The organism is Leptothoe sp. ISB3NOV94-8A, assembly GCF_043421595.1.
In the GTDB taxonomy this organism is placed as follows: domain Bacteria; phylum Cyanobacteriota; class Cyanobacteriia; order Phormidesmidales; family Phormidesmidaceae; genus Leptothoe; species Leptothoe turfae.
Genome location: NZ_JAXSQW010000001.1, coordinates 5,330,844 through 5,349,497 on the forward strand (window position 1 = coordinate 5,330,844; position 18,654 = coordinate 5,349,497).

The 18,654-nt window shown below is 47.5% G+C and carries 16 protein-coding genes; 6 read left to right on the plus strand and 10 right to left on the minus strand.

The features are described from left to right. Positions 1-237: 237 nt before the first annotated feature. The 6 genes from sigC to psbN form a co-directional block, all read right to left on the minus strand. A complete protein-coding gene (gene sigC, locus SPB21_RS22810; RefSeq protein ID WP_163671771.1) occupies positions 238-1,509 on the minus strand; it encodes an RNA polymerase sigma factor SigC in 1,272 nt (423 codons plus the stop codon). Between the two features lie 536 nt (positions 1,510-2,045). After that, a complete protein-coding gene (locus SPB21_RS22815; protein ID WP_499867793.1) occupies positions 2,046-5,246 on the minus strand; it encodes a sll1366 family intein-prone helicase in 3,201 nt (1,066 codons plus the stop codon). Positions 5,247-5,328: 82 nt separating this feature from the next. Then, positions 5,329-6,282 carry a PhoH family protein gene (locus SPB21_RS22820; protein ID WP_163668201.1) on the minus strand — a complete coding sequence of 318 codons (954 nt, stop codon included), beginning with the start codon at positions 6,280-6,282 and terminating at the stop codon, positions 5,329-5,331. A 125-nt stretch (positions 6,283-6,407) separates the two neighbouring features. Next, the gene (locus tag SPB21_RS22825) at positions 6,408-6,797 is read right to left on the minus strand and encodes a KH domain-containing protein (RefSeq protein WP_431732032.1); all 390 of its coding nucleotides are present in this window, start codon (positions 6,795-6,797) and stop codon (positions 6,408-6,410) included. A 125-nt stretch (positions 6,798-6,922) separates the two neighbouring features. Continuing rightward, complete coding sequence (gene rpsP / locus SPB21_RS22830) at positions 6,923-7,171, minus strand: 30S ribosomal protein S16 (RefSeq protein WP_006516769.1); 249 nt, start codon at positions 7,169-7,171, stop codon at positions 6,923-6,925. A 315-nt stretch (positions 7,172-7,486) separates the two neighbouring features. Next, positions 7,487-7,618, minus strand: a complete 132-nt coding sequence (psbN, locus tag SPB21_RS22835) for a photosystem II reaction center protein PsbN (RefSeq protein WP_006516770.1) — start codon at positions 7,616-7,618, stop codon at positions 7,487-7,489. Positions 7,619-7,694: 76 nt separating this feature from the next. On the opposite strand from psbN, the gene psbH reads away from it, so the two are divergent. From psbH to SPB21_RS22865, 6 genes are all read left to right on the plus strand, one after another. Beyond that, positions 7,695-7,898 (plus strand): photosystem II reaction center phosphoprotein PsbH, encoded by a 204-nt coding sequence (gene psbH / locus SPB21_RS22840; RefSeq protein ID WP_006516771.1) that lies wholly within the window; start codon positions 7,695-7,697, stop codon positions 7,896-7,898. A 215-nt stretch (positions 7,899-8,113) separates the two neighbouring features. Further along, positions 8,114-8,431, plus strand: a complete 318-nt coding sequence (locus SPB21_RS22845; protein ID WP_163668185.1) for a TatA/E family twin arginine-targeting protein translocase — start codon at positions 8,114-8,116, stop codon at positions 8,429-8,431. 115 nt (positions 8,432-8,546) lie between these two features. Next, the gene (gene pth / locus SPB21_RS22850; RefSeq protein WP_499867794.1) at positions 8,547-9,176 is read left to right on the plus strand and encodes an aminoacyl-tRNA hydrolase; all 630 of its coding nucleotides are present in this window, start codon (positions 8,547-8,549) and stop codon (positions 9,174-9,176) included. 67 nt (positions 9,177-9,243) lie between these two features. Beyond that, positions 9,244-9,900: an AAA family ATPase gene (locus tag SPB21_RS22855; RefSeq protein WP_163668181.1), complete on the plus strand. Its 657-nt coding sequence runs from the start codon at positions 9,244-9,246 to the stop codon at positions 9,898-9,900. Beyond that, positions 9,897-10,562 carry a hypothetical protein gene (locus SPB21_RS22860; RefSeq protein WP_499867795.1) on the plus strand — a complete coding sequence of 222 codons (666 nt, stop codon included), beginning with the start codon at positions 9,897-9,899 and terminating at the stop codon, positions 10,560-10,562. Before SPB21_RS22855 ends, SPB21_RS22860 begins: the two co-directional genes overlap by 4 nt. A gap of 117 nt (positions 10,563-10,679) precedes the next feature. Then, on the plus strand, positions 10,680-11,792 hold the full coding sequence (locus SPB21_RS22865; RefSeq protein WP_163668177.1) for an S-(hydroxymethyl)glutathione dehydrogenase/class III alcohol dehydrogenase: 1,113 nt from the start codon (positions 10,680-10,682) through the stop codon (positions 11,790-11,792). A 2-nt stretch (positions 11,793-11,794) separates the two neighbouring features. Here SPB21_RS22865 and SPB21_RS22870 read toward each other — a convergent pair whose 3' ends face one another. The 4 genes from SPB21_RS22870 to SPB21_RS22885 all read right to left on the minus strand — a co-directional run bounded on the left by SPB21_RS22870 (position 11,795) and on the right by SPB21_RS22885 (position 18,398). Further along, positions 11,795-12,673 (minus strand): hypothetical protein, encoded by an 879-nt coding sequence (locus SPB21_RS22870; RefSeq protein WP_163668174.1) that lies wholly within the window; start codon positions 12,671-12,673, stop codon positions 11,795-11,797. Between the two features lie 230 nt (positions 12,674-12,903). Further along, positions 12,904-13,749 (minus strand): KPN_02809 family neutral zinc metallopeptidase, encoded by an 846-nt coding sequence (gene ypfJ / locus SPB21_RS22875; protein WP_490794286.1) that lies wholly within the window; start codon positions 13,747-13,749, stop codon positions 12,904-12,906. A 137-nt stretch (positions 13,750-13,886) separates the two neighbouring features. Continuing rightward, positions 13,887-14,648, minus strand: a complete 762-nt coding sequence (locus tag SPB21_RS22880; protein WP_499867796.1) for a lipase family protein — start codon at positions 14,646-14,648, stop codon at positions 13,887-13,889. Positions 14,649-14,849: 201 nt separating this feature from the next. Continuing rightward, positions 14,850-18,398: a DNA polymerase III subunit alpha gene (locus tag SPB21_RS22885; RefSeq protein WP_163668167.1), complete on the minus strand. Its 3,549-nt coding sequence runs from the start codon at positions 18,396-18,398 to the stop codon at positions 14,850-14,852. Between the last annotated feature and the right edge of the window lie 256 nt (positions 18,399-18,654).

Below are 18,654 nucleotides of genomic sequence, written 5' to 3' on the forward strand. Positions count from 1 at the left end.
AATTAATCGGACTGGCAATTTCAGGCAAGGGTTCCACTTAATGAAACTCTTAGGTCTTTACCTGGAAAGGGTTATACGCGTTTGTAACGCTTTCAATCAGCACCCAACCCCCAAAACATCCGTCTTAGGGTACCAACATCTATCAAGAAAATATCTATTCGGAAAAAAGCCGGTGATGTAAAAACATCACCGGCTCAAAAACGTGCTGTATGGAGAAACGCCTCTCGCAGACAGAGACTAGCTCAAGGCTTCTAGATAATCGCGAATACGATTGCGTCGCTTAGGCTGACGCAATTTTTGCAGTGCCTTAGATTCAATTTGGCGAACACGCTCGCGAGATAGTTCCAAGGTGCGACCAATCTCAGCTAAGGAGTAAGGCACACCATCGCCCAAACCAAATCTTAGACGAATGACTTCTTGCTCACGTGTGGTCAAGTCAGCCAGAAGCTGATGTAAATCACGACGCAGAGCATCACGAACCGCCAGCTCTTCAGGAGATAAGGCATCAGTCTCTAGAAGGTCGCCCAGTTCTGTATCCCGCTCTTTACCCACTTTGGTCTCTAGGGAAATAGACCGGGGCACCTTGAGGAGCACCTCACGCACTTGAGGTGCGGTCATCTTGAGCTCGCGAGCGATATCTTCCACAGTGGCTGTGCGCCCTTTGGTTTGGGAGATTTTACGCTGAGCTTTTTTGATTTTATTGAGCTTTTCAGTGATGTGGACGGGCAGACGAATTGTGCGGCTTTGGGTTGCGATCGCACGGGTAATACCCTGGCGGATCCACCAGTAAGCATAGGTACTAAAGCGATATCCCTTAGTAGGATCAAACTTTTCAACCGCACGCTCCAGGCCAAGAGTACCTTCCTGAATCAGGTCTAGCAGCTCCAGACCTCGGTTTTGATACTTTTTCGCTACCGACACAACCAGGCGCAAGTTTGCCTTGATCATGTGCTCTTTAGCACGAGTACCTTCGCTACAGGCTTCATCCAACTCTTGGACAGACATACCCACAAGCTCAGCCCACTGACGCTTGCCTGCCTGCAGTGTTGGCTTTAGCTCGGCAGCCTCAATGCCACATTCTTTAGACAAACGCTCCAGGGAGGGGCGATGGCCTAACTGAGCTGCCATGCGATCTCGAGTTTCTAACAGTAAGACATATGTTGTTAGAATGCCCTCTTGTTCAGCAGCAGCCTGATTGCGCTGTTCCAAAAGGCTCATATAACTCTGGACTAGCTGAGCTTCAGCAACCTCTTCATCTCTTTCAAGTAGACGGACACGCCCAATTTCTTGCAAGTAAAGACGAACCAAATCAGTTGTACGGCGTCCAGGGGCAACCGCTAACTTATCAACGTCTAAATTTTCTACAGCGCTATCCTCATCCTTTGACAACAGCATTTTAATATCAGTATCGCTAGGCTCTTCCTTAGCAGGATCAGCAGTAGTGAGAGCAACAGAGCTGGGGGCTGCTAAATCAGCATCTGTAGTGGTTTGATAAGACGTTGCATCCATAACCATGGGCGGTGTAGCTTTAAGAACAGTCAAGGCCGTCTAGCCCTCGTAGATGTAGTGTGCCCGAGCCAATTAAGCGGGGAACAATCTGCAAAATTGGGAATTTTCTCCAAGCACAAATGTATACCTGATGAGCTAGACTGACGCACCCACATTTAGCGTAGAGTGACGCAGTTAAACCCCAAGTGACTCACATCAAGGTGACCTTAGGATCTACATCACTCAGTCAATCTATTCCCGATAAACAGCATTTAAGATGACGCCGAGGGCTATATCTAACTAAATATCAACCACTGCTGATCACCTCGATCAGGATTAGTCCAGGTTTTTCAGTGGCACAATTTTATGGAAAATTTCCTGATAGATTCAGACATTAGGACGACTTACGGCCTTAATCTTCGGGGCATTTAAGAACGCTCTCTGCCCGCCAGCAACAAAGCGAAGGGCCGTAAACATCACAAAAATTTCATTTGTATGAGCCGCTTGATTACGCTTGCTTTATGCACAGCCAGTTAGACTAGCTGACCATTCATGGATCAGCTTTCGTCAATTACAGCTTTACGGTCCAGCAGCAGCAACTCACGTAATTGATCCGTATCCAGCTCAGTCAACCATTGCTCACCAGCACCAACGACTTGCTCTGCCAGAGCCTTTTTATTGTCAATCATGTCGTTGATGCGCTCCTCTAAAGTGCCGCTACACACAAATTTATGGACCTGCACATTGCGGGTTTGACCAATACGAAACGCCCGGTCAGTCGCCTGGTTTTCCACTGCTGGGTTCCACCAGCGGTCAAAGTGAAATACATGATTGGCACGAGTAAGGTTCAGACCAACACCACCGGCTTTTAGAGAAAGAATAAACAACTTGGGGCCATTGGGATCTTGCTGAAATCGATCCACCATTGCTTCACGAAACGGCTGAGAAGTTCCACCGTACAGGAATAAAGCCTCTTCCCCTAAGTAATCTTTTAGATGAGCCTGCAACAAAGTACCCCACTCAGCAAACTGGGTGAAGATGAGGGCACGATCGCCTTCTGAAATCACCTCTTCCAACATTTCATTCAGACGCTGGAGCTTAGCAGAACGACGCTGTTTACCCAGAGATGCTTGTTTAAGATACTGGGCTGGATGGTTGCAGATTTGCTTTAGTTTGACTAGCAATCCCAGAATCATGCCCCGCCGCTTCACTCCATCAGCTTCATCAATATCAGCCAAGGCTTCATCTACAGCTTTTTGATAAAGCCTTGCTTGTTCAGCAGACAGGCCACAGAAAACGGTCATTTCCTGTTTTTCGGGCAGGTCTTGAATAATGCTGCGGTCGGTCTTGAGTCGTCTCAGAATAAACGGCTGCACCAATCCTCTAAGAGTCCGTAGCGAATCAGTATCCCCATAACGTTCAATCGGTGTGGCAAAACGCCGCTGAAAAAAGTTTTTGGGTCCCAGATAGTTCGGATTCAAGAAATCCATGATGGACCATAGCTCCGTGAGACGGTTTTCTACCGGAGTACCGGTCAGGGCAATGCGAAAATCACTTTCCAACTCTCGTACAGCCTTAGACTGCTTCGCATCAGAGTTTTTAATATTTTGGGCCTCATCAAGGACTAGCCCCTGCCATTCCACCCGCTTTAGCTCTTTGAGATCCCGATATACCAGGGTGTAACTAGTAATAATCAGGTTTGTTTTCTGAACTCGTTTAGCAAATGTGGCCCCTTTAGGTCGCTTATCACCGTGGTAAACCAATGTGGTCAGCTCTGGACCAAACCGATGCACTTCTCGCTGCCAATTACTCAGTACTGATGTCGGGCATACCAACAGAATCGGTTTATTGAGAACGTCTTCTTGCTTGAGACTAAGGAGAAAGGCAATGAGTTGAACGGTTTTACCCAAACCCATATCATCAGCCAAACAAGCGCCCAGGCCCCACTGCTCTAAAAATGACAACCAAGATACACCTCTTGCTTGATAAGGACGCAGCTTACCGTCAAATCCATCAGGTTCCTGCATTTCTTCAAGACTTTGGTTGCCGGTGGTCAGGGTCGTAATCAACTCATCCAACTTGCCCGATGCTTCGAAGGCTACCACAGGCAACTTATCGATGAGCTGACCATCACCACTACTAATCCGCAATACTTCTTCGACGGAAAGCTTGTTTTTTGTTTGGCGACTGGTGAAGAAGGATTGAGCGGCTTTAACATCCTGGGGACGAAGTTCTACCCATTGACCATTAACTTCTACCAGAGGCGTCTGCTGGGCAATTAGCTGCTCAAATTCACTTTGGCTAACATTCTGACCACCAATGGACAGTTGCCACTCAAAGTTGAGCAGACTTTGAAGCCCTAGGCGCTGCTGTTTACGGGAAGGTGCCATCGCCTTAACACTTAAACCCAAACGACTAGCACTCGCCTTTGTCGGGTCCACCAGATTATCGGGCAAGGTCACTCCAAATCCATTGTCTTGCAGGCGATTGGCCGTTGCTTTAATAAATTCGAACGCTTGAATCGGATCAAGGGTACAGACACTCGGGCTCGGCTCACCCAGGGTTTGCTTAATAGGTTCACATAGACGAGCGGCTCGTCCCAGACCAGCTAATAGTTTCTCTTGAGGAGATTCCACCGCACGTCCACGATAATCTAACTGATCAACGGGGTGCCGCCAGATTGTCTGGGCATCCAGGCAAAAGCTCTCATCATCCGAGGCTTCTAGACCATAGTGCAATGCCCAATTGAGTTCACCGCTGGGCGGAGGCATCAGACGAAAGCCCACATGTAATGAATCTAGATCATCAGCCGCCACATTTTGCAGAGGCGCTGTCCAGGTATTCAGCGCTTCATTGAGACGCACCAGTCCAACCGGAGTAGAGTCAAAGCGCTTTTTCTTTTCTTGAGTTAAAGCTCCTACCCATTCCCGTAGCGGCAAATCTTTGCTGAGGGGAGCCGTAGCAGGTAAAGGTTGCATTTGCGCCAGTTCGCGCACCTTAGCTGATACTACATTACCGAGAAAGTCTTGCAGTAGCGGCAAGGGTAGCTCGGGGGAACCCATGGCAATCGGCATATCTGGTGGGTCCGCAATGGCCGCTTTGGATTTCTTAGCAGTGGTTTTAGTTTTTTTAGCCGCAGTCGTTTTACGTGTCTGTGGATTGAGTGCTTGATATAGTCGACAGACAAGGGGCATGCGATCAGCAAACTGACGCAGTCGAGCCTGGTCAGTAGCACTGTTGAGTAGTAGCTGCCAAGTTGCGATCGCACCACTACCATCCGCACTCACCATTGGTACAAATTTGCCCCGTGCCATCAGGTCAAGACTCCAGCGAATCATGTGAGACCAATAGCGCAAATCACCACCAATGAGACTCGCTTCAGCTCCCAAAGGCAACCCAACCAAAAGTTGCAACGCCGCCACAGTAGGCAGCATGATTCCAGACACACGCCACGGATAAAGCAACACCTCAGACTCCTGAGATTGCCCACAGAGCTGAGGACAAAGTTGAGCATCTTCCATAACCGTTGGCACTGATAGCACTTGCTCGCGCCAACGCGACTGAAACCGCTCTGCCAACACGCTTAAATCCCAATGATTTACCGTCGCCAGAAAAGCTTGAAATTCATCAGCACTTAAACAGTAAGGATGAGTCGCAATACTCCAACCATTGTCAGTAGGTTCTAGCCTACGCCATGTCTCCGCCCACACAAAAAAACGCTGCTGTGCCGGGAGCCAACTTCCATGAAGAATCGCCATAATCAATGCTGCCTTCAGTACCGTCCAACATCCAGATAAAAAGGATTCAGAGTATATAGTTCGAGGATAGAATCATATCCAGCTACATCTCATATTTTTCATAGGCCGCCACAATCCTCTGCACCATTGGATGGCGCACAACATCGGCCTTTGTTAATTCGGAAAACGCAATACCACTGACACCCTTGAGCACTTTCATAGCAACAGACAAACCTGATTGCCGCTCACGCACCAAATCTGTTTGGGTAATATCACCAGTAACCACCATCCGCGACTTAAAACCCAAACGCGTTAGCACCATTTTCATCTGAGCTGGTGTCGTATTCTGAGCCTCATCTAAGATCACAAACGCATTACTCAATGTGCGCCCGCGCATATAGGCCAGGGGAGCAACTTCAATAATGCCCCGCTCCATCAAACTCGGAATGCGCTCCGGGTCAATCAACTCATGCAACGCATCATAAAGAGGACGCAAATAGGGATCCACCTTCTGCTGCAAGTCACCTGGCAAAAAACCTAAACTCTCCCCAGCTTCAACCGCAGGCCTAGTCAAAATCAGGCGCTCGAACTGCTGCTCAAGAATTGCCTGCACAGCAACCATAGCGGCCAAAAATGTCTTCCCTGTACCGGCTGGCCCAGTACAAAAAATTAGGTCATTGGTGCGCAGGGAACTGACATACTTACGTTGACGGAAGGTTTTTGCTCGAATCGTTTCTCCGCGACGAGTCCGGGCAATTACATCCCCATGCAGCTGCCCAAGATCATCCTCTCGATGAGTATCCAACGCATGCACCGCAGTCATCACATCAGCCACCGAGACCTCCTGTCCCTGAGACCAAATAGATTGCAACGATGTCACTAAACGCTTAGAACGTTCAACTTGACTTGGCGTCCCTGATATCAACAAAGTGGTGCCACGCATAACTAGCTTGGCTCCTGTTTGCTGAGATAGTCGTTTTACAGCGTCTTCCCGATATCCAGCCATAGCCATCGCTTGCTCGGCTGAATCAAACTCAAACTCGAAGGCACCTTCCATAAAACAGACAAACTGTGCCGCCCTAGATACCTAGCTCAAGCACCCAGCACCTGGACTTTGTACATTAATTAACTATCGACGCTCGTAAACACAACTCAAAACCCGACCAAGCCTAGACATTTCAGCTAAGCATCGTCTTGACTTTGACTGCGCCTGGGTGGTCTACCAGCCCCTGGTCGACCACCACCACCGCCACGGCGCGGGCGACCACCACCTCGACCACCTCTTGGACGAGCCCGATCATGACCACCACTCGAATCTTGAGATGATTCGCCGTAGATATCTAAATGCACTGAACAATTGTGCAATGCACCGGTCGCTTTCAAAACCTTACGAATTGCTTGAATGTTACGACCACCACGTCCAAAAACTCGACCTTTGTCTTCACTGTCAAAAGCAACTCGAATCCAAAGACGTTGACCGCCTGACAATGATTCAAAGTCCAATCTCAACGCATCAGGAGACTCTAGAAAGGGAGTTACTAAAAATCGCACTAAGGCTTCAAAATCAGGCACATCGTCACCCTCTAACATCCAGTAGCAAGCATAGGAGTACACACACCAAGAAATTGATTTCAGCAGGAAGCTTAACAATAAGCTCTCATACTAAGCATCAAGTTCTAGAACCACGGACATTAAAACTAAGCCTTAAGCTGCTCGTACACGTTAGCCTTTTCAAGAATACGTTGCACAGTTTTTGTGGGCTGCGCGCCTTCCTTCAAACGTTTAAGAATAGCAGGAACTTCTAAACGGGTCTCATCAGTTCGAGGATTGTAAAAACCTAGCTCCTCTAGAGGGCGACCATCACGGCGATCTCGGCTATTCATAGCCACAATCCGATAGCTCACCTCACGCTTTTTGCCGTAACGCTTCAGTCGCAATTTGATCATAATTTTGTTGAAACTGTTCTGTCCGAAAATTTACATAAAGCCTAGCTGAGCGCAGCACATCTATTCAAAAGTGCTTGAGTGCGAGGTCTTTTATGGCTTTATCAAAGGGCCCAAAAACAGACGCACTCACCCAGAGCAACTAATTCTATCACCACAAAGCCAGCATCGCACTGACAAAGTGTCAACAAGCTCTGCTAACACTCAAAATAATCTTAGCTAACCTTGCTTGTGAAGAATTGAATTCGTAGAGCTATGTTGTGTCAGTGTGAAAACTTCGAGTTCACAGACGACAACTCCCAGCCAAAAACACGCTGACTAATCTTCATGATCGTCAAATGGATCAGCAAGCTGCTTAGACGGTGGTCCAAATGCTGTGTATATGGCAAGTCCCGTAAAGGCGATGACGATAGCGCCAACTGAAATAATAAGAACTGTTGCAGAATCCATAGGATCTTTTAAGACGTAGAGGATGTAAAATCTATGATATTACAGAATATAAAGTGACCTTAAGGTACTTACGCCCATGGCACAGCAAACTCGGTTGGGAAACCTACTCAAACCTTTGAACTCTGAATACGGTAAAGTTACCCCCGGCTGGGGTACTACTCCTTTAATGGGAGTATTTATGGCGCTTTTCCTTGTCTTCTTATTGATCATTCTGCAGCTTTACAACAGTTCAATTCAAATCCAGGGAGTTGATGTTGATTGGCGTGGTTTGAGCTTCTAAATCAGTTTCATCAGTGCGCTTTCTCTCATAAAAATTTTGGGGAAGCGCATAAAAGCGCATAAAAACTGTTTGAGGGGGGTGGGTTTCTTAACCTGTCCCCTTTGCTAGTAGTGTGTCAGTAGTTCATCGATCAGCGCCATGACTATCAGGTTAGCGGTGATTTTAGGTGATGTAATAGTCTGGAGCAGTCAACATCAGCGAGAGGTTTATCAGCAATGAATATTTTTGGCATTGGTTTGCCAGAGATGGCTCTGATTATGATGGTGGCCCTATTAGTTTTCGGCCCCAAAAAGCTTCCTGAGATTGGTCGTAGCCTCGGAAAAGCCCTTAAAGGGTTTCAAGATGCTTCCAAAGAATTTGAAGACGAGTTCAAAAAAGAAGCTGCCCGCATAGAAAAAACAGTAGCTGAACCGATGAAAGCAACTTTAGAAAAATCAGAACCTAAGGCATTAAAGCCAGAGCCTGAATCTTCCGACGAAAATCAGGTCAATGATGCTACTGCGAGCAACATCACCACCGATGGGCCAGCTTAGTTGTATTTGTTCTGGGTGCAGGGTAATAGTCAAAAATAATTATTTCACCTAGTCCACGTCTTGCCTTCAGCCTACTAACGCGAAGCGTAAGTAACCGAAAGTTTTAAGTAATAGGATGGTAACGACAAACGCCGCAGCTCCACCAACACCGAAACTATTAGTGGGGCTAGGTAACCCAGGGCAAAAATATGACCGCACTCGCCATAATATTGGCTTTGAAGTGATAGATAGCCTGGCTAAGAGTTGGTCCATAAAGCTTACCGAAAACAAACGCTTCCAGGGACACTTTGGAGAAACTCGTTCCAGTTCTGGCGAACGACTGATTTTACTCAAACCCACCACATACATGAACCGTTCTGGACAATCGGTACGGGCTGTTTTTGATTGGTACAAACTAGTGCCAAGTGAAGTGCTGGTGATTTACGACGATATGGATTTGCCCATTGGCAGATTACGCTTACGCCTTTCGGGCTCGGCAGGCGGTCATAATGGCATGAAATCAATTATTTCCCACCTAGGCACTCAGGATTTTCCTAGACTTCGATTGGGTATTAGTCGGACCAACACTTCAGACAAACAAGCTAATAGAGCCGTCGTTAGTCATGTACTAGGTAAATTTGCTCCGGATGAACGTAAGGTTATCGATGCAGCTATTACTCTTGCTAATGACGCAGTAGAGTTTAGTTTACGCAAAGGGATTGAGCGTGCCATGAGTCTTTACAATGGGCGAGAAGCTGCCGTATAGCACGATTAAACACACATCTGTTCTGATCATGAACATTAGGTATTAAGGTCCTGTAGCTGTAGTAGCCGTGACCAAGGTAAAAAATAAGCAAGTAACCCCAAAGGTATTAGCTGTTTTAAATGGTAAGGGTGGAGTAGGTAAAACAACTACTGCTGTTAATCTAGCTGCGATTTTTGCAGAAGATCGGCGAGTTTTGCTGATCGATAGTGACCTCCAGCGTTCTGCTACCTGGTGGCTAGAGCGAGTACACCAAGTATTTGACTTCTCCCACGCACCTGATGTCAAGATGCTGGAAAAGCTGAAGTCCCTTGATGAATATGAACTGATTGTAGTTGATACTCCTCCAGCGCTACACTCTAAATCCTTAGGTGCTGTGTTAACGGTGGCAGACTATTTACTACTGCCTACACCACCAGCACCGATGGATGTGACAGCCTTAATTACAACTGTCAAAACTATTGTTCAACCATCTGGGGTCTTTCATCGGGTATTGCTGACAAAGGTTGATTCCCGTAGTTTAAAAGAAGCGCAAGAGGCTCAAGCCATGCTGGAGAAGTTGGATATTTCGGCTTTTCAAACATACATACGGACGTACAAAGCCCACGAGCGGGCTGCCATGGAAGGTTGCGCTATTAGTCAATGGAAGGGGCCTAATGCTCAAGAAGCTCAGGCCGACTATTACCGAGTTGCTGCTGAAGTCCTAAGAGACTGGAAAAGATTATGACTAAAAAACGCATTGCCGACCTACTAAAAGAAGAAGTCGAGAAATCCAACGATGCTGAACAAACTCCAGCACCCACTCCCACTCAGGATAGTCAGTCCTCTAAAGCAGGTAACGGAGGAACTGCCGAAACGGCCTCTGGTACAAGTCGGACTAGAAAACGGACCAATAAAACATCAACGGCTTCAAAACAGACGACTGCGAAAAAGGCCACGACCAAACAGACCACGACCGAAGCCACCAACACAGCTGATCTGAAAAAGCAAATCGCCGACTTAAAAACTTCTCTCAAACAAGCTCAGGAACAAATCTCTGGGCTACAAGACGATATCAAGACTCACCAAACTCGTATATTCGAACTTAAGGATGAGTTAGAAACCTCACAAAAAGTTGCAACAGATAAATCGGAAGAACTAACAAAAGTTACTGACGAGCTGGAAACAGCCAAAGAAACAATCCGAAAAATTACGGCTCAACAAGAGGAAGCGGCTCAACAAGAGGATACTCCGACGAAAATCATTCACGGTGCCGATTTAGCGGTCAACCGTCATACTTTGAGTTTGAGAAATCGCCCCAGTAGTTACAAAGCAATTCCAGAATATGCCATCCAGCGTGGCGAACATAATAGTATGCTCTCCGACGATGACATTGGTTGGGTTGATTAGGGCTATTAAAATCCACTGAATAAATTCTCGTAGCGTTTCTTTACAGTTGAATAACAGGTTGATAAATCGTCAACCACGTCCCCTACTCTGAGGAGGAATTGTGCAGAGGTATGGTTTATGGACGTGAGAGCAGCTGTTGCTCATCAGGCTGGACAACCCCTAACGATAGAAACACTAACCTTAGATGGCCCTAGGTCAGGTGAGGTGCTGGTTGAGATTAAGGCTACTGGTGTTTGTCATACCGATGCCTATACTCTTTCAGGCAAAGATCCTGAAGGTTTATTCCCAGCTATTTTGGGGCATGAAGGTGCTGGCGTGGTTGTGGAAGTGGGAGAGGGTGTAAAAAGCCTGAAACCTGGCGATCATGTCATCCCTTTATATGTCCCCGAGTGTCGTACCTGTGAGTACTGTTTAAGCGGCAAAACCAACCTTTGTCAGGCCATCCGTAGCACTCAAGGTCGTGGATTAATGCCCGATGGCACTAGTCGCTTTCATTTGAGCAAGGAGCCTATTTATCACTACATGGGTACCTCAACCTTTGCTAACTACACGGTTGTCCCTGAAATTGCCCTGGCTAAAATTCGAGAAGATGCACCCTTCGATAAGGTGTGTTATGTCGGTTGTGGGGTGACTACAGGCATCGGTGCTGTGATTAATACAGCTAAGGTGGAGCCTGGATCAAATGTGATTGTCTTTGGATTAGGAGGGATTGGGTTAAATGTAATCCAAGGCTGTCGCTTGGTTGGGGCAGACATGATTATAGGTGTAGATCTTAACCCTGGGAAAAAGGCTCTAGCAGAAAAGTTTGGCATGACCCACTTTGTGAACCCCAAGGAAGTTGAGGGGGATCTGGTGCCCTACTTAGTGGACTTGACCAAAGGTGGGGCCGACTACACCTTTGAGTGTATTGGCAATGTTAATGTGATGCGTCAGGCATTGGAGTGCTGCCATAAAGGCTGGGGTGAAAGCATCATCATCGGTGTCGCTGCATCAGGGCAAGAAATTTCGACGCGTCCATTTCAACTGGTTACAGGTCGAGTTTGGAAAGGTACAGCTTTTGGGGGGGCAAAAGGTCGCACCGATGTGCCTAAAATTGTGGACTGGTATATGAATGGCAAGATCAATATTGATGATCTGATCACCCACACTTTTCCATTAGAGAAGATCAATGACGCCTTTGATGTGATGCATGAAGGCACATCAATTCGTAGTGTTGTGACGTTTGACTAGCATTATTGCAAGCGTCCTTGAAGGAGCTTTCGAGCCCCTATAAAGCCCATCATCGTTAAACCAATGGTGACTGAGGGTTCAGGGAGCTGGGGTGGTTCCTCAGATGAGAGATCGTCCCACTGTAGCCCTGAGATCGCACCACTCACGTCGCTGTAGCGAAACTGGACTCGCTGCAATTCAGTTTCTTCGAAATCAAACTGGAACATAGAGTTGTCGTCACGCTTATTGCCCACCTGAGTGATGGTGACGTCAACATACTCATCTAAACCATTTTTGTAGGCATGGGTGAGGGATTTGCCTTGACTTTTGGAGTGGTCTGGATCGCTATAGGTATTGGCAAACCGCTTAATTAGATTGTCAACATTAATATTGAGAATCGTATTATTGTCAGCATCTTTACCAATCACACGAACCTGAGTTCCGGACTTCGTCCCAAAGTTATCGTCGATATCAAGGAGTGAAAACTGTTTAAATCCAACTGTTTGGTCAAAATCAAACCAGATGTGGCCACCTTTAGCTTCATCATCAGGTGTATGTAAGTTATAACTACCGTTGTTGTATTCCTGAATGATCAGGGCATTGCCTTGATTTGAAGTACCCCAGGTCGCGCCAGTGCGTAGATCGTTATCGGCACCTGATTGACTTGTGTCATAGAGCAACAGAGGGGCGTTGTTATGGCCGGTTTTATAGTTTTTGCCAGTGATGCTTAGCCCCCAGTCGGCCCATTGATTATGAACTTGAGTACCGCCACTTAGGGCATTACCGGACGCATCGGCCTCAAAGTCGAGGACTCGTACCTCTGCCTGAGCAGGCAAAATTGTAGAAGCAATGGATAGCACAACAGTGGTTGCGATCGCAGCTAAAGATTTGACATTAGCCATTACAGATAAAGGTATCAAATACTACGTTCACATTAATAACTTCACGGAGATTTGAGTCACCTCAGTAATGCTGAGATCTTTTTTAGAGCTTTAAATTTAGATAACACCTACGGGTTTATACGTAGCCCCATTCAAGCAAAAAACCAAAAATAGCAAACATAGGTTCCGTATATATACGGAACCTATGTTAAGTCCAGGTTGATTTTGGTAAGTTTAGCGGGAGAGCGTTATCAAATTTGATTGGTCACAAACGTGTTGCACTGCTCGATATCCCCCGTTGCCAAACCTTGCTTAAACCAGCGTACACGTTGGGCAGAACTACCGTGGGTAAAGGACTCAGGCACAACAAAGCCTTGGGACTGCTGCTGCAAACGATCGTCTCCAATTTGACTAGCCGCGTTCAGTGCTTCTTCAATATCACCGGTCTCTAAAATATCTCGGGCTCGATCAGCACGGTTGGCCCATACCCCCGCGAAGCAATCGGCCTGAAGCTCTAAACGGACTGATAGTTGGTTAGCTTCAGCTTTATTGGCACGGCTTTGCAGTTGTCGTACCTGACTAGAAATGCCCAGAACATTCTGCACATGATGCCCAACTTCATGGGCTATCACATAAGCCTGGGCAAAATCACCAGGGGCCTGGTGACGGCTCTTCAAATCGTTGTAAAAGCTTAGATCGATGTAGACCTGCTGATCAGCCGGACAGTAAAATGGCCCCATAGCTGCTTGACCTAAACCACAGGCAGACTGAGTAGATCCAGAATAGAGAACCAACGTAGGCTCCGGATAATCTTGACCAATCTGTTCTTGGAAAATTTGATTCCACGTATCTTCAGTATCAGCTAGGACCACGGATGTGAAATCCGCTAACTGATCTTCAGCGAGAGAGGTTGAAGATTGTTGCGTGGGAGCTTGGGTTTGAGCAACTTGATCTAAAACAGGGCCTGGATCGCCAGTCACAAGGGTCACGACGGCAGCCAACACCAGAGCCCCTAAACCACCACCACCGACAACCAGAGAACTTGTAGCACCACGACGATCATCGATATTGCTACTGCGCCGCCCCGTCTTTTTCATGGCTGCCCCTTAGATAAGTTGTCAAAGATTTGATATTCAGAACTTAAAGCACACAGTTGGTACTTACACGGAATATAGCATCGCTATTTGCACCGACCAATCAAACCAAGGGATCTCTTAGCATTCAGCTAAAGTAGCTATTTTTCTTGATCTGCTCGTTTTTCAAGTGCAGCTATATAACGGTCGATACGGTGATCTTGCAAACTGCCTGAGATAATGCGCCAGCTGAAAATAACGTTGAATCTGATCCGTTCATCGACATGGCGATAGCGCTGCCAGCGGCGGGGTAACCCACTGACAACATCATTACCATTGACAAAACGCCAGGTATTGGGAACCCGGCGATTATAGGATTCAGCAAATGCTTTATTACCCACACGCGGAGCCCCAAAGGTATAGACTTCTACCGATATATCAGGGGAAAAGTTGTATTGCAAATCTACAGCACACAACTTAGCTAAAGCGCCTCCCAAACTATGGCCAGTTACCAACCAGCGAGTCATCTCACTTTGATGTACAACGGACTGGATTTCAGACCTGGCGGCAAGATAGGCCTTAGTAAATCCTGAGTGCATTTTCACTCCAGACTGGGAGGTGCCATAGACAGCAGGATAGTCCAGTTGTTTGTTATCTATGACAGCCCCCGTCACGGCAGACCAGCGGGCAAAATCCAAATTGGTAAGCCAGTCGCGATCAGCATCGCTACCACGGAAAATAACGTATCCGCATTGGGTCTCGGGATCTTCTAGTAAGGCAACCTGTGTATCAGTACGCTCGATATCAAACAACGTTGGCATCAGATTAGGGCGCATACTAAATCGGAGCCGTTCGTTGAAATCTCTGTAGACTTCATTCGATAGATGGGCGCATCGTAATGCGACTTTGTAATCTAGTTCCATAAATAAAGTCCTACCCCATAGCAAAACCCTCTTGGGTCAGTGTGCCGTATAGTCCAATTATCTATACGCGTCATTGATAAAAATTAAGCCTTCACGATAAATAGTGAAGGCTAAGGGGTTAACGTCTCCCCTCCAGTTGGAACTGACTTCAAGAAAAGGGGGCTAGATTCCAGGTCATCTTACTAAAACAGTATTGATCTGCTACGCACTTACCAAGGGAGCTGCTTTAGCCTTGAAGTCAGCCGCATTCAGGGCTAATACGGCTTCGTCTGGATCTTTGACACGGAACTGAGCTCCAAGACGCACCACCTGGCGATGTCCTTGGTGGGTGATCATAGCGACAACGGGAATTTTAGCTGCGCTTTTATCTTCCCCTTGCTGGTTTTGAATGACATTACGGAGGCGATTTTGCTGCACGATGTCTCCGGCAATCGATGGAGGCAGCTCAACCGTCACTAAGCGCACATCTTCAATGGGTTCAGCATCATCAACGATCATCTGCACCTGATCGTCACGTCGATCGACCTTACCCCAAATCATTAATCGCGCATCGGCCTTAATATGCATGCCAATGCGGGCATAGGTCCGCGGGAAAACGACAGCTTCAGCTTGACCACTTAAATCTTCGATCTGAAGAATTGCCATACTGTCACCTTTTTTAGTGGTGATGGGCTTCATGGCACTAATCATTACGATGGCGCTAAGGGTCAGCTTTTCGGGCTGTTCACCCAGCTCGGCTAAGCTGATGGGAGCCAAAATACGAGCTGGGCGCTGCACTGACTTGAGCGGATGATCGGAAATATAAAAGCCGAGCAGCTCTTTTTCTAAGCGCAGGCGTTCTTGGGGATCGTAATCCTCCATGGGAGGAGCTTTGGGGGCGGCTTCGTAGGCACCGGCATGATTGGTCTTGTCATTGGGTGTTGCGGCTGTCTCGCCTCCACCTAACATCATGTCAAAGATATTGCCCTGGCCAATTTCGCGATCTTTGGCGCGGGACTGAGCCCAATCAACGACAAATTCTAAGTCAGCATTGAGCTGACGACGGTTGCTGTTGAGGCTATCTAATGCACCAGAGTGTACCAGGGCTTCTAAGGCACGGCGGTTGACGGCGCGGAGATCGATGCGATCGCACAATTCCGGTAATGACCTAAACGGTCCATCCTCTTCACGACTTTGAATCAGCGTCTCAATCGCACCCAAGCCAACATTTCGCACTGCCGACAGCCCAAACAAAATGCAGTTATTTTCCGGCGTAAAATCCACGCCAGAACGATTCACATCCGGCGGCAGCACCTCAATGCCCATGCTGACGCAATTAGCAATGTGCATCTGCACCTTATCCTGATCACCACTAATGGCCGTCAGCAATGCTGCCATATATTCGACCGGATAATTGGCCTTCAGGTATGCCGTCTGATAGGTGACATAGCCATAGGCCATGGAATGACTTTTATTAAAGCAATACTGGGCAAAGTTCACCATTTGGTCCCAAAGGTTTTCCACCGTCTTTTTAGGCACACCATTGGCCACCGACCCTTCAATGAACTTGCCCCGGTGCATATCCATTGCCGATTGCTTTTTCTTACCCATAGCTCGGCGCAGCAGATCTGCTTCCCCAAGGGAATAGCCCGCCATATCCTGGGCAATTTTCATGATCTGCTCCTGGAAGATCATGATGCCGTAGGTCTCTTCTAAAATCGGCTGGATCAGCTCATGGGGATAATCGATCTGCTCACGACCGTGTTTGCGGTTGATAAACTTCGGAATTAAGCCTGCATCGAGCGGACCCGGTCGATATAGAGCGAGGACTGAAGAGATATCATCCAACCCGTCAGGTTTAAGATCGCGCACAATCTGGCGCATGCCCGAGGACTCAAGCTGGAATACACCCCCTAACTCACCGCGACTCAATAGCTTGTAAGTTTCTGGGTCGTTGTAAGCGACCTTATCCATATCGAGGGTTTCACCACGGGTCTGCTCCACATAGTCCACCGCTTTTTGGATCATGGTGAGGTTGCGCAGACCCAAAAAGTCCATCTTTAGTAGACCAACTGCTTCTACATCTTCCATGTAGTACTGGGTGATGACGGCACCATCGTTATTACGCTGTAGCGGCACCAGTTCATCTAGCGGCTTAGCAGAAATCACCACACCCGCCGCATGCATACCAAAGGTTTTGTTAGTACCTTCAATGGTAATGGCCATATCAAGCCAGCGGCGATAGGTAACGGCTGTTCCCGGCACCAAGTCACCACTTTCGTACTTTTCCTGAAACGCTTTCTCGGGCGTTTTATCAGGGTCGATCATCACCTTGAGCTTGGTGGGTTTACCCCGAGCCACTGGGATCATCTTGGCCATTTTGTCGGACTCGCCGTAGGGAATATCCAACACACGGGCCACATCTTTAAGCACCGCCTTGGAGGTCATGCGGTTAAAGGTGATGATCTGAGCAACATGGTCCTTGCCATACTTTTCCGTCACGTATTCAATCACCTTCTCCCGTTTTTCGATACAGAAGTCGGTGTCCACATCAGGCATGGATTTACGTTCAGGGTTTAAGAATCGCTCGAACAGTAGACCATGGTGAACCGGATCAATATTGGTAATGCCCATGCAATAGGCCACTAGGGAACCTGCCGCCGAACCTCGCCCTGGTCCCACAGGAATCTTGGTATCACGGGCGAACTTAATGTAGTCCCACACCACCAAGAAATAGGTAGCAAAACCCATTTGGTGCATCATCTGGATTTCGTATTCCAGGCGTGCTTGATACTCTGGCGGCGCTTCGTCGTAGGAAGTAATGTTTAACCGTTCAAGCAAACCATCGCGGGAAACCTTGGCCATATAGGTTTCGCCAGTATGTCCCTCGGGCACTGGAAAGTTCGGAATCTGAGGATTACCGAGAATGTCATATTCTTCGATTTTTTCGGCGACTTCAACCGTATTGGCTACGGCTTCGTCGATGACATCCTGGGGTAGATGATCACGGAAAAGACGACGCATTTCATCAGCGGATTTTAGGTACTCGGTGCCGCTGTAGCGCAGTCGTTTGTCTTCGGTGACGAGCTTGCCGGTTTGGATGCAGAGCAGTGCGTCGTGGGCTTCGACATCGACACAGGAAATAAAGTGGGAATCGTTAGTGGCAATAATTTTGATATCTAGCTCGCGGGCAATACGGATGATTTCCACATTTACAATGCGGTCTTCGGGCGAGCCGTGGTCTTGGATTTCTAGATAGTAGTCTTCGCCAAAAAGGTCCTTGTACCACTTGGCAACGCGGTAGGCGACATCCAGGCGATTTTGCATAATGGCCTGGGGAACTTCACCACCGAGGCAGGCACTGGTGACGATCAGACCTTCATGATATTGCTCCAGCAGGTCTTTATTGATGCAGGGACGGGAAAAGATACCGCGACCTTGGACACCGTCCAGGTGGGACTTGGTGGTGAGTTTCACCAGGTTTTTATAGCCCTGGGTGTTTTTGGCAAGGATGACCTGGTGGTAGCGGGGGCGCTTTTCTTGCTTAGTGATGTCGCCATTAATCAGGTACATCTCGTTGCCGATGATGGGCTTAATACCTGCTTTTTTACAGGTTTTTAGCAGTTCGATAGCCCCGTACATGACACCGTGATCGGTGAGGGCAATGGCGGGCATCCCCATTTCGACAGCTTTGGCCGCCAGTGGTTCTAGCTGGCTGGCTCCGTCGAGCAAGCTGTAATCACTGTGGATGTGCAGACCGACAAAGGACATAGCGCTCGCCTGTATTTAGTACAATTATACTATATAGACCTTGTGGCTTGAAGCGTTTGGGTTAGCCACTAGCTATAGAGTCTGAATTCTAAGATTAGCCGATTTATAGCGCTACATCTAGTTAATTTAACAAAGGATTTCTAGGTGATGATTGCCCCTACAGGGTTATCTATTTTGAATTAGGTTACTGAATTTGGATTTGGATAGATTTTGGATAGATTAAGGAAAAAGTTCTTGAACCATAAGCAACAGGATG

What these genes read in the sequence shown, in the direction of transcription:
- sigC (WP_163671771.1), bottom strand. Translation starts at nt 1,509, where the DNA reads ATGGATGCAACGTCTTATCAAACCACTACAGATGCTGATTTAGCAGCC.
- SPB21_RS22815 (WP_499867793.1), bottom strand. Translation starts at nt 5,246, where the DNA reads ATGGCGATTCTTCATGGAAGTTGGCTCCCGGCACAGCAGCGTTTTTTT.
- SPB21_RS22820 (WP_163668201.1), bottom strand. Translation starts at nt 6,282, where the DNA reads ATGGAAGGTGCCTTCGAGTTTGAGTTTGATTCAGCCGAGCAAGCGATG.
- rpsP (WP_006516769.1), bottom strand. Translation starts at nt 7,171, where the DNA reads ATGATCAAATTGCGACTGAAGCGTTACGGCAAAAAGCGTGAGGTGAGC.
- psbN (WP_006516770.1), bottom strand. Translation starts at nt 7,618, where the DNA reads ATGGATTCTGCAACAGTTCTTATTATTTCAGTTGGCGCTATCGTCATC.
- psbH (WP_006516771.1), top strand. Translation starts at nt 7,695, where the DNA reads ATGGCACAGCAAACTCGGTTGGGAAACCTACTCAAACCTTTGAACTCT.
- SPB21_RS22845 (WP_163668185.1), top strand. Translation starts at nt 8,114, where the DNA reads ATGAATATTTTTGGCATTGGTTTGCCAGAGATGGCTCTGATTATGATG.
- pth (WP_499867794.1), top strand. Translation starts at nt 8,547, where the DNA reads ATGGTAACGACAAACGCCGCAGCTCCACCAACACCGAAACTATTAGTG.
- SPB21_RS22860 (WP_499867795.1), top strand. Translation starts at nt 9,897, where the DNA reads ATGACTAAAAAACGCATTGCCGACCTACTAAAAGAAGAAGTCGAGAAA.
- SPB21_RS22865 (WP_163668177.1), top strand. Translation starts at nt 10,680, where the DNA reads ATGGACGTGAGAGCAGCTGTTGCTCATCAGGCTGGACAACCCCTAACG.
- SPB21_RS22870 (WP_163668174.1), bottom strand. Translation starts at nt 12,673, where the DNA reads ATGGCTAATGTCAAATCTTTAGCTGCGATCGCAACCACTGTTGTGCTA.
- ypfJ (WP_490794286.1), bottom strand. Translation starts at nt 13,749, where the DNA reads ATGAAAAAGACGGGGCGGCGCAGTAGCAATATCGATGATCGTCGTGGT.
- SPB21_RS22880 (WP_499867796.1), bottom strand. Translation starts at nt 14,648, where the DNA reads ATGGAACTAGATTACAAAGTCGCATTACGATGCGCCCATCTATCGAAT.
- SPB21_RS22885 (WP_163668167.1), bottom strand. Translation starts at nt 18,398, where the DNA reads ATGTCCTTTGTCGGTCTGCACATCCACAGTGATTACAGCTTGCTCGAC.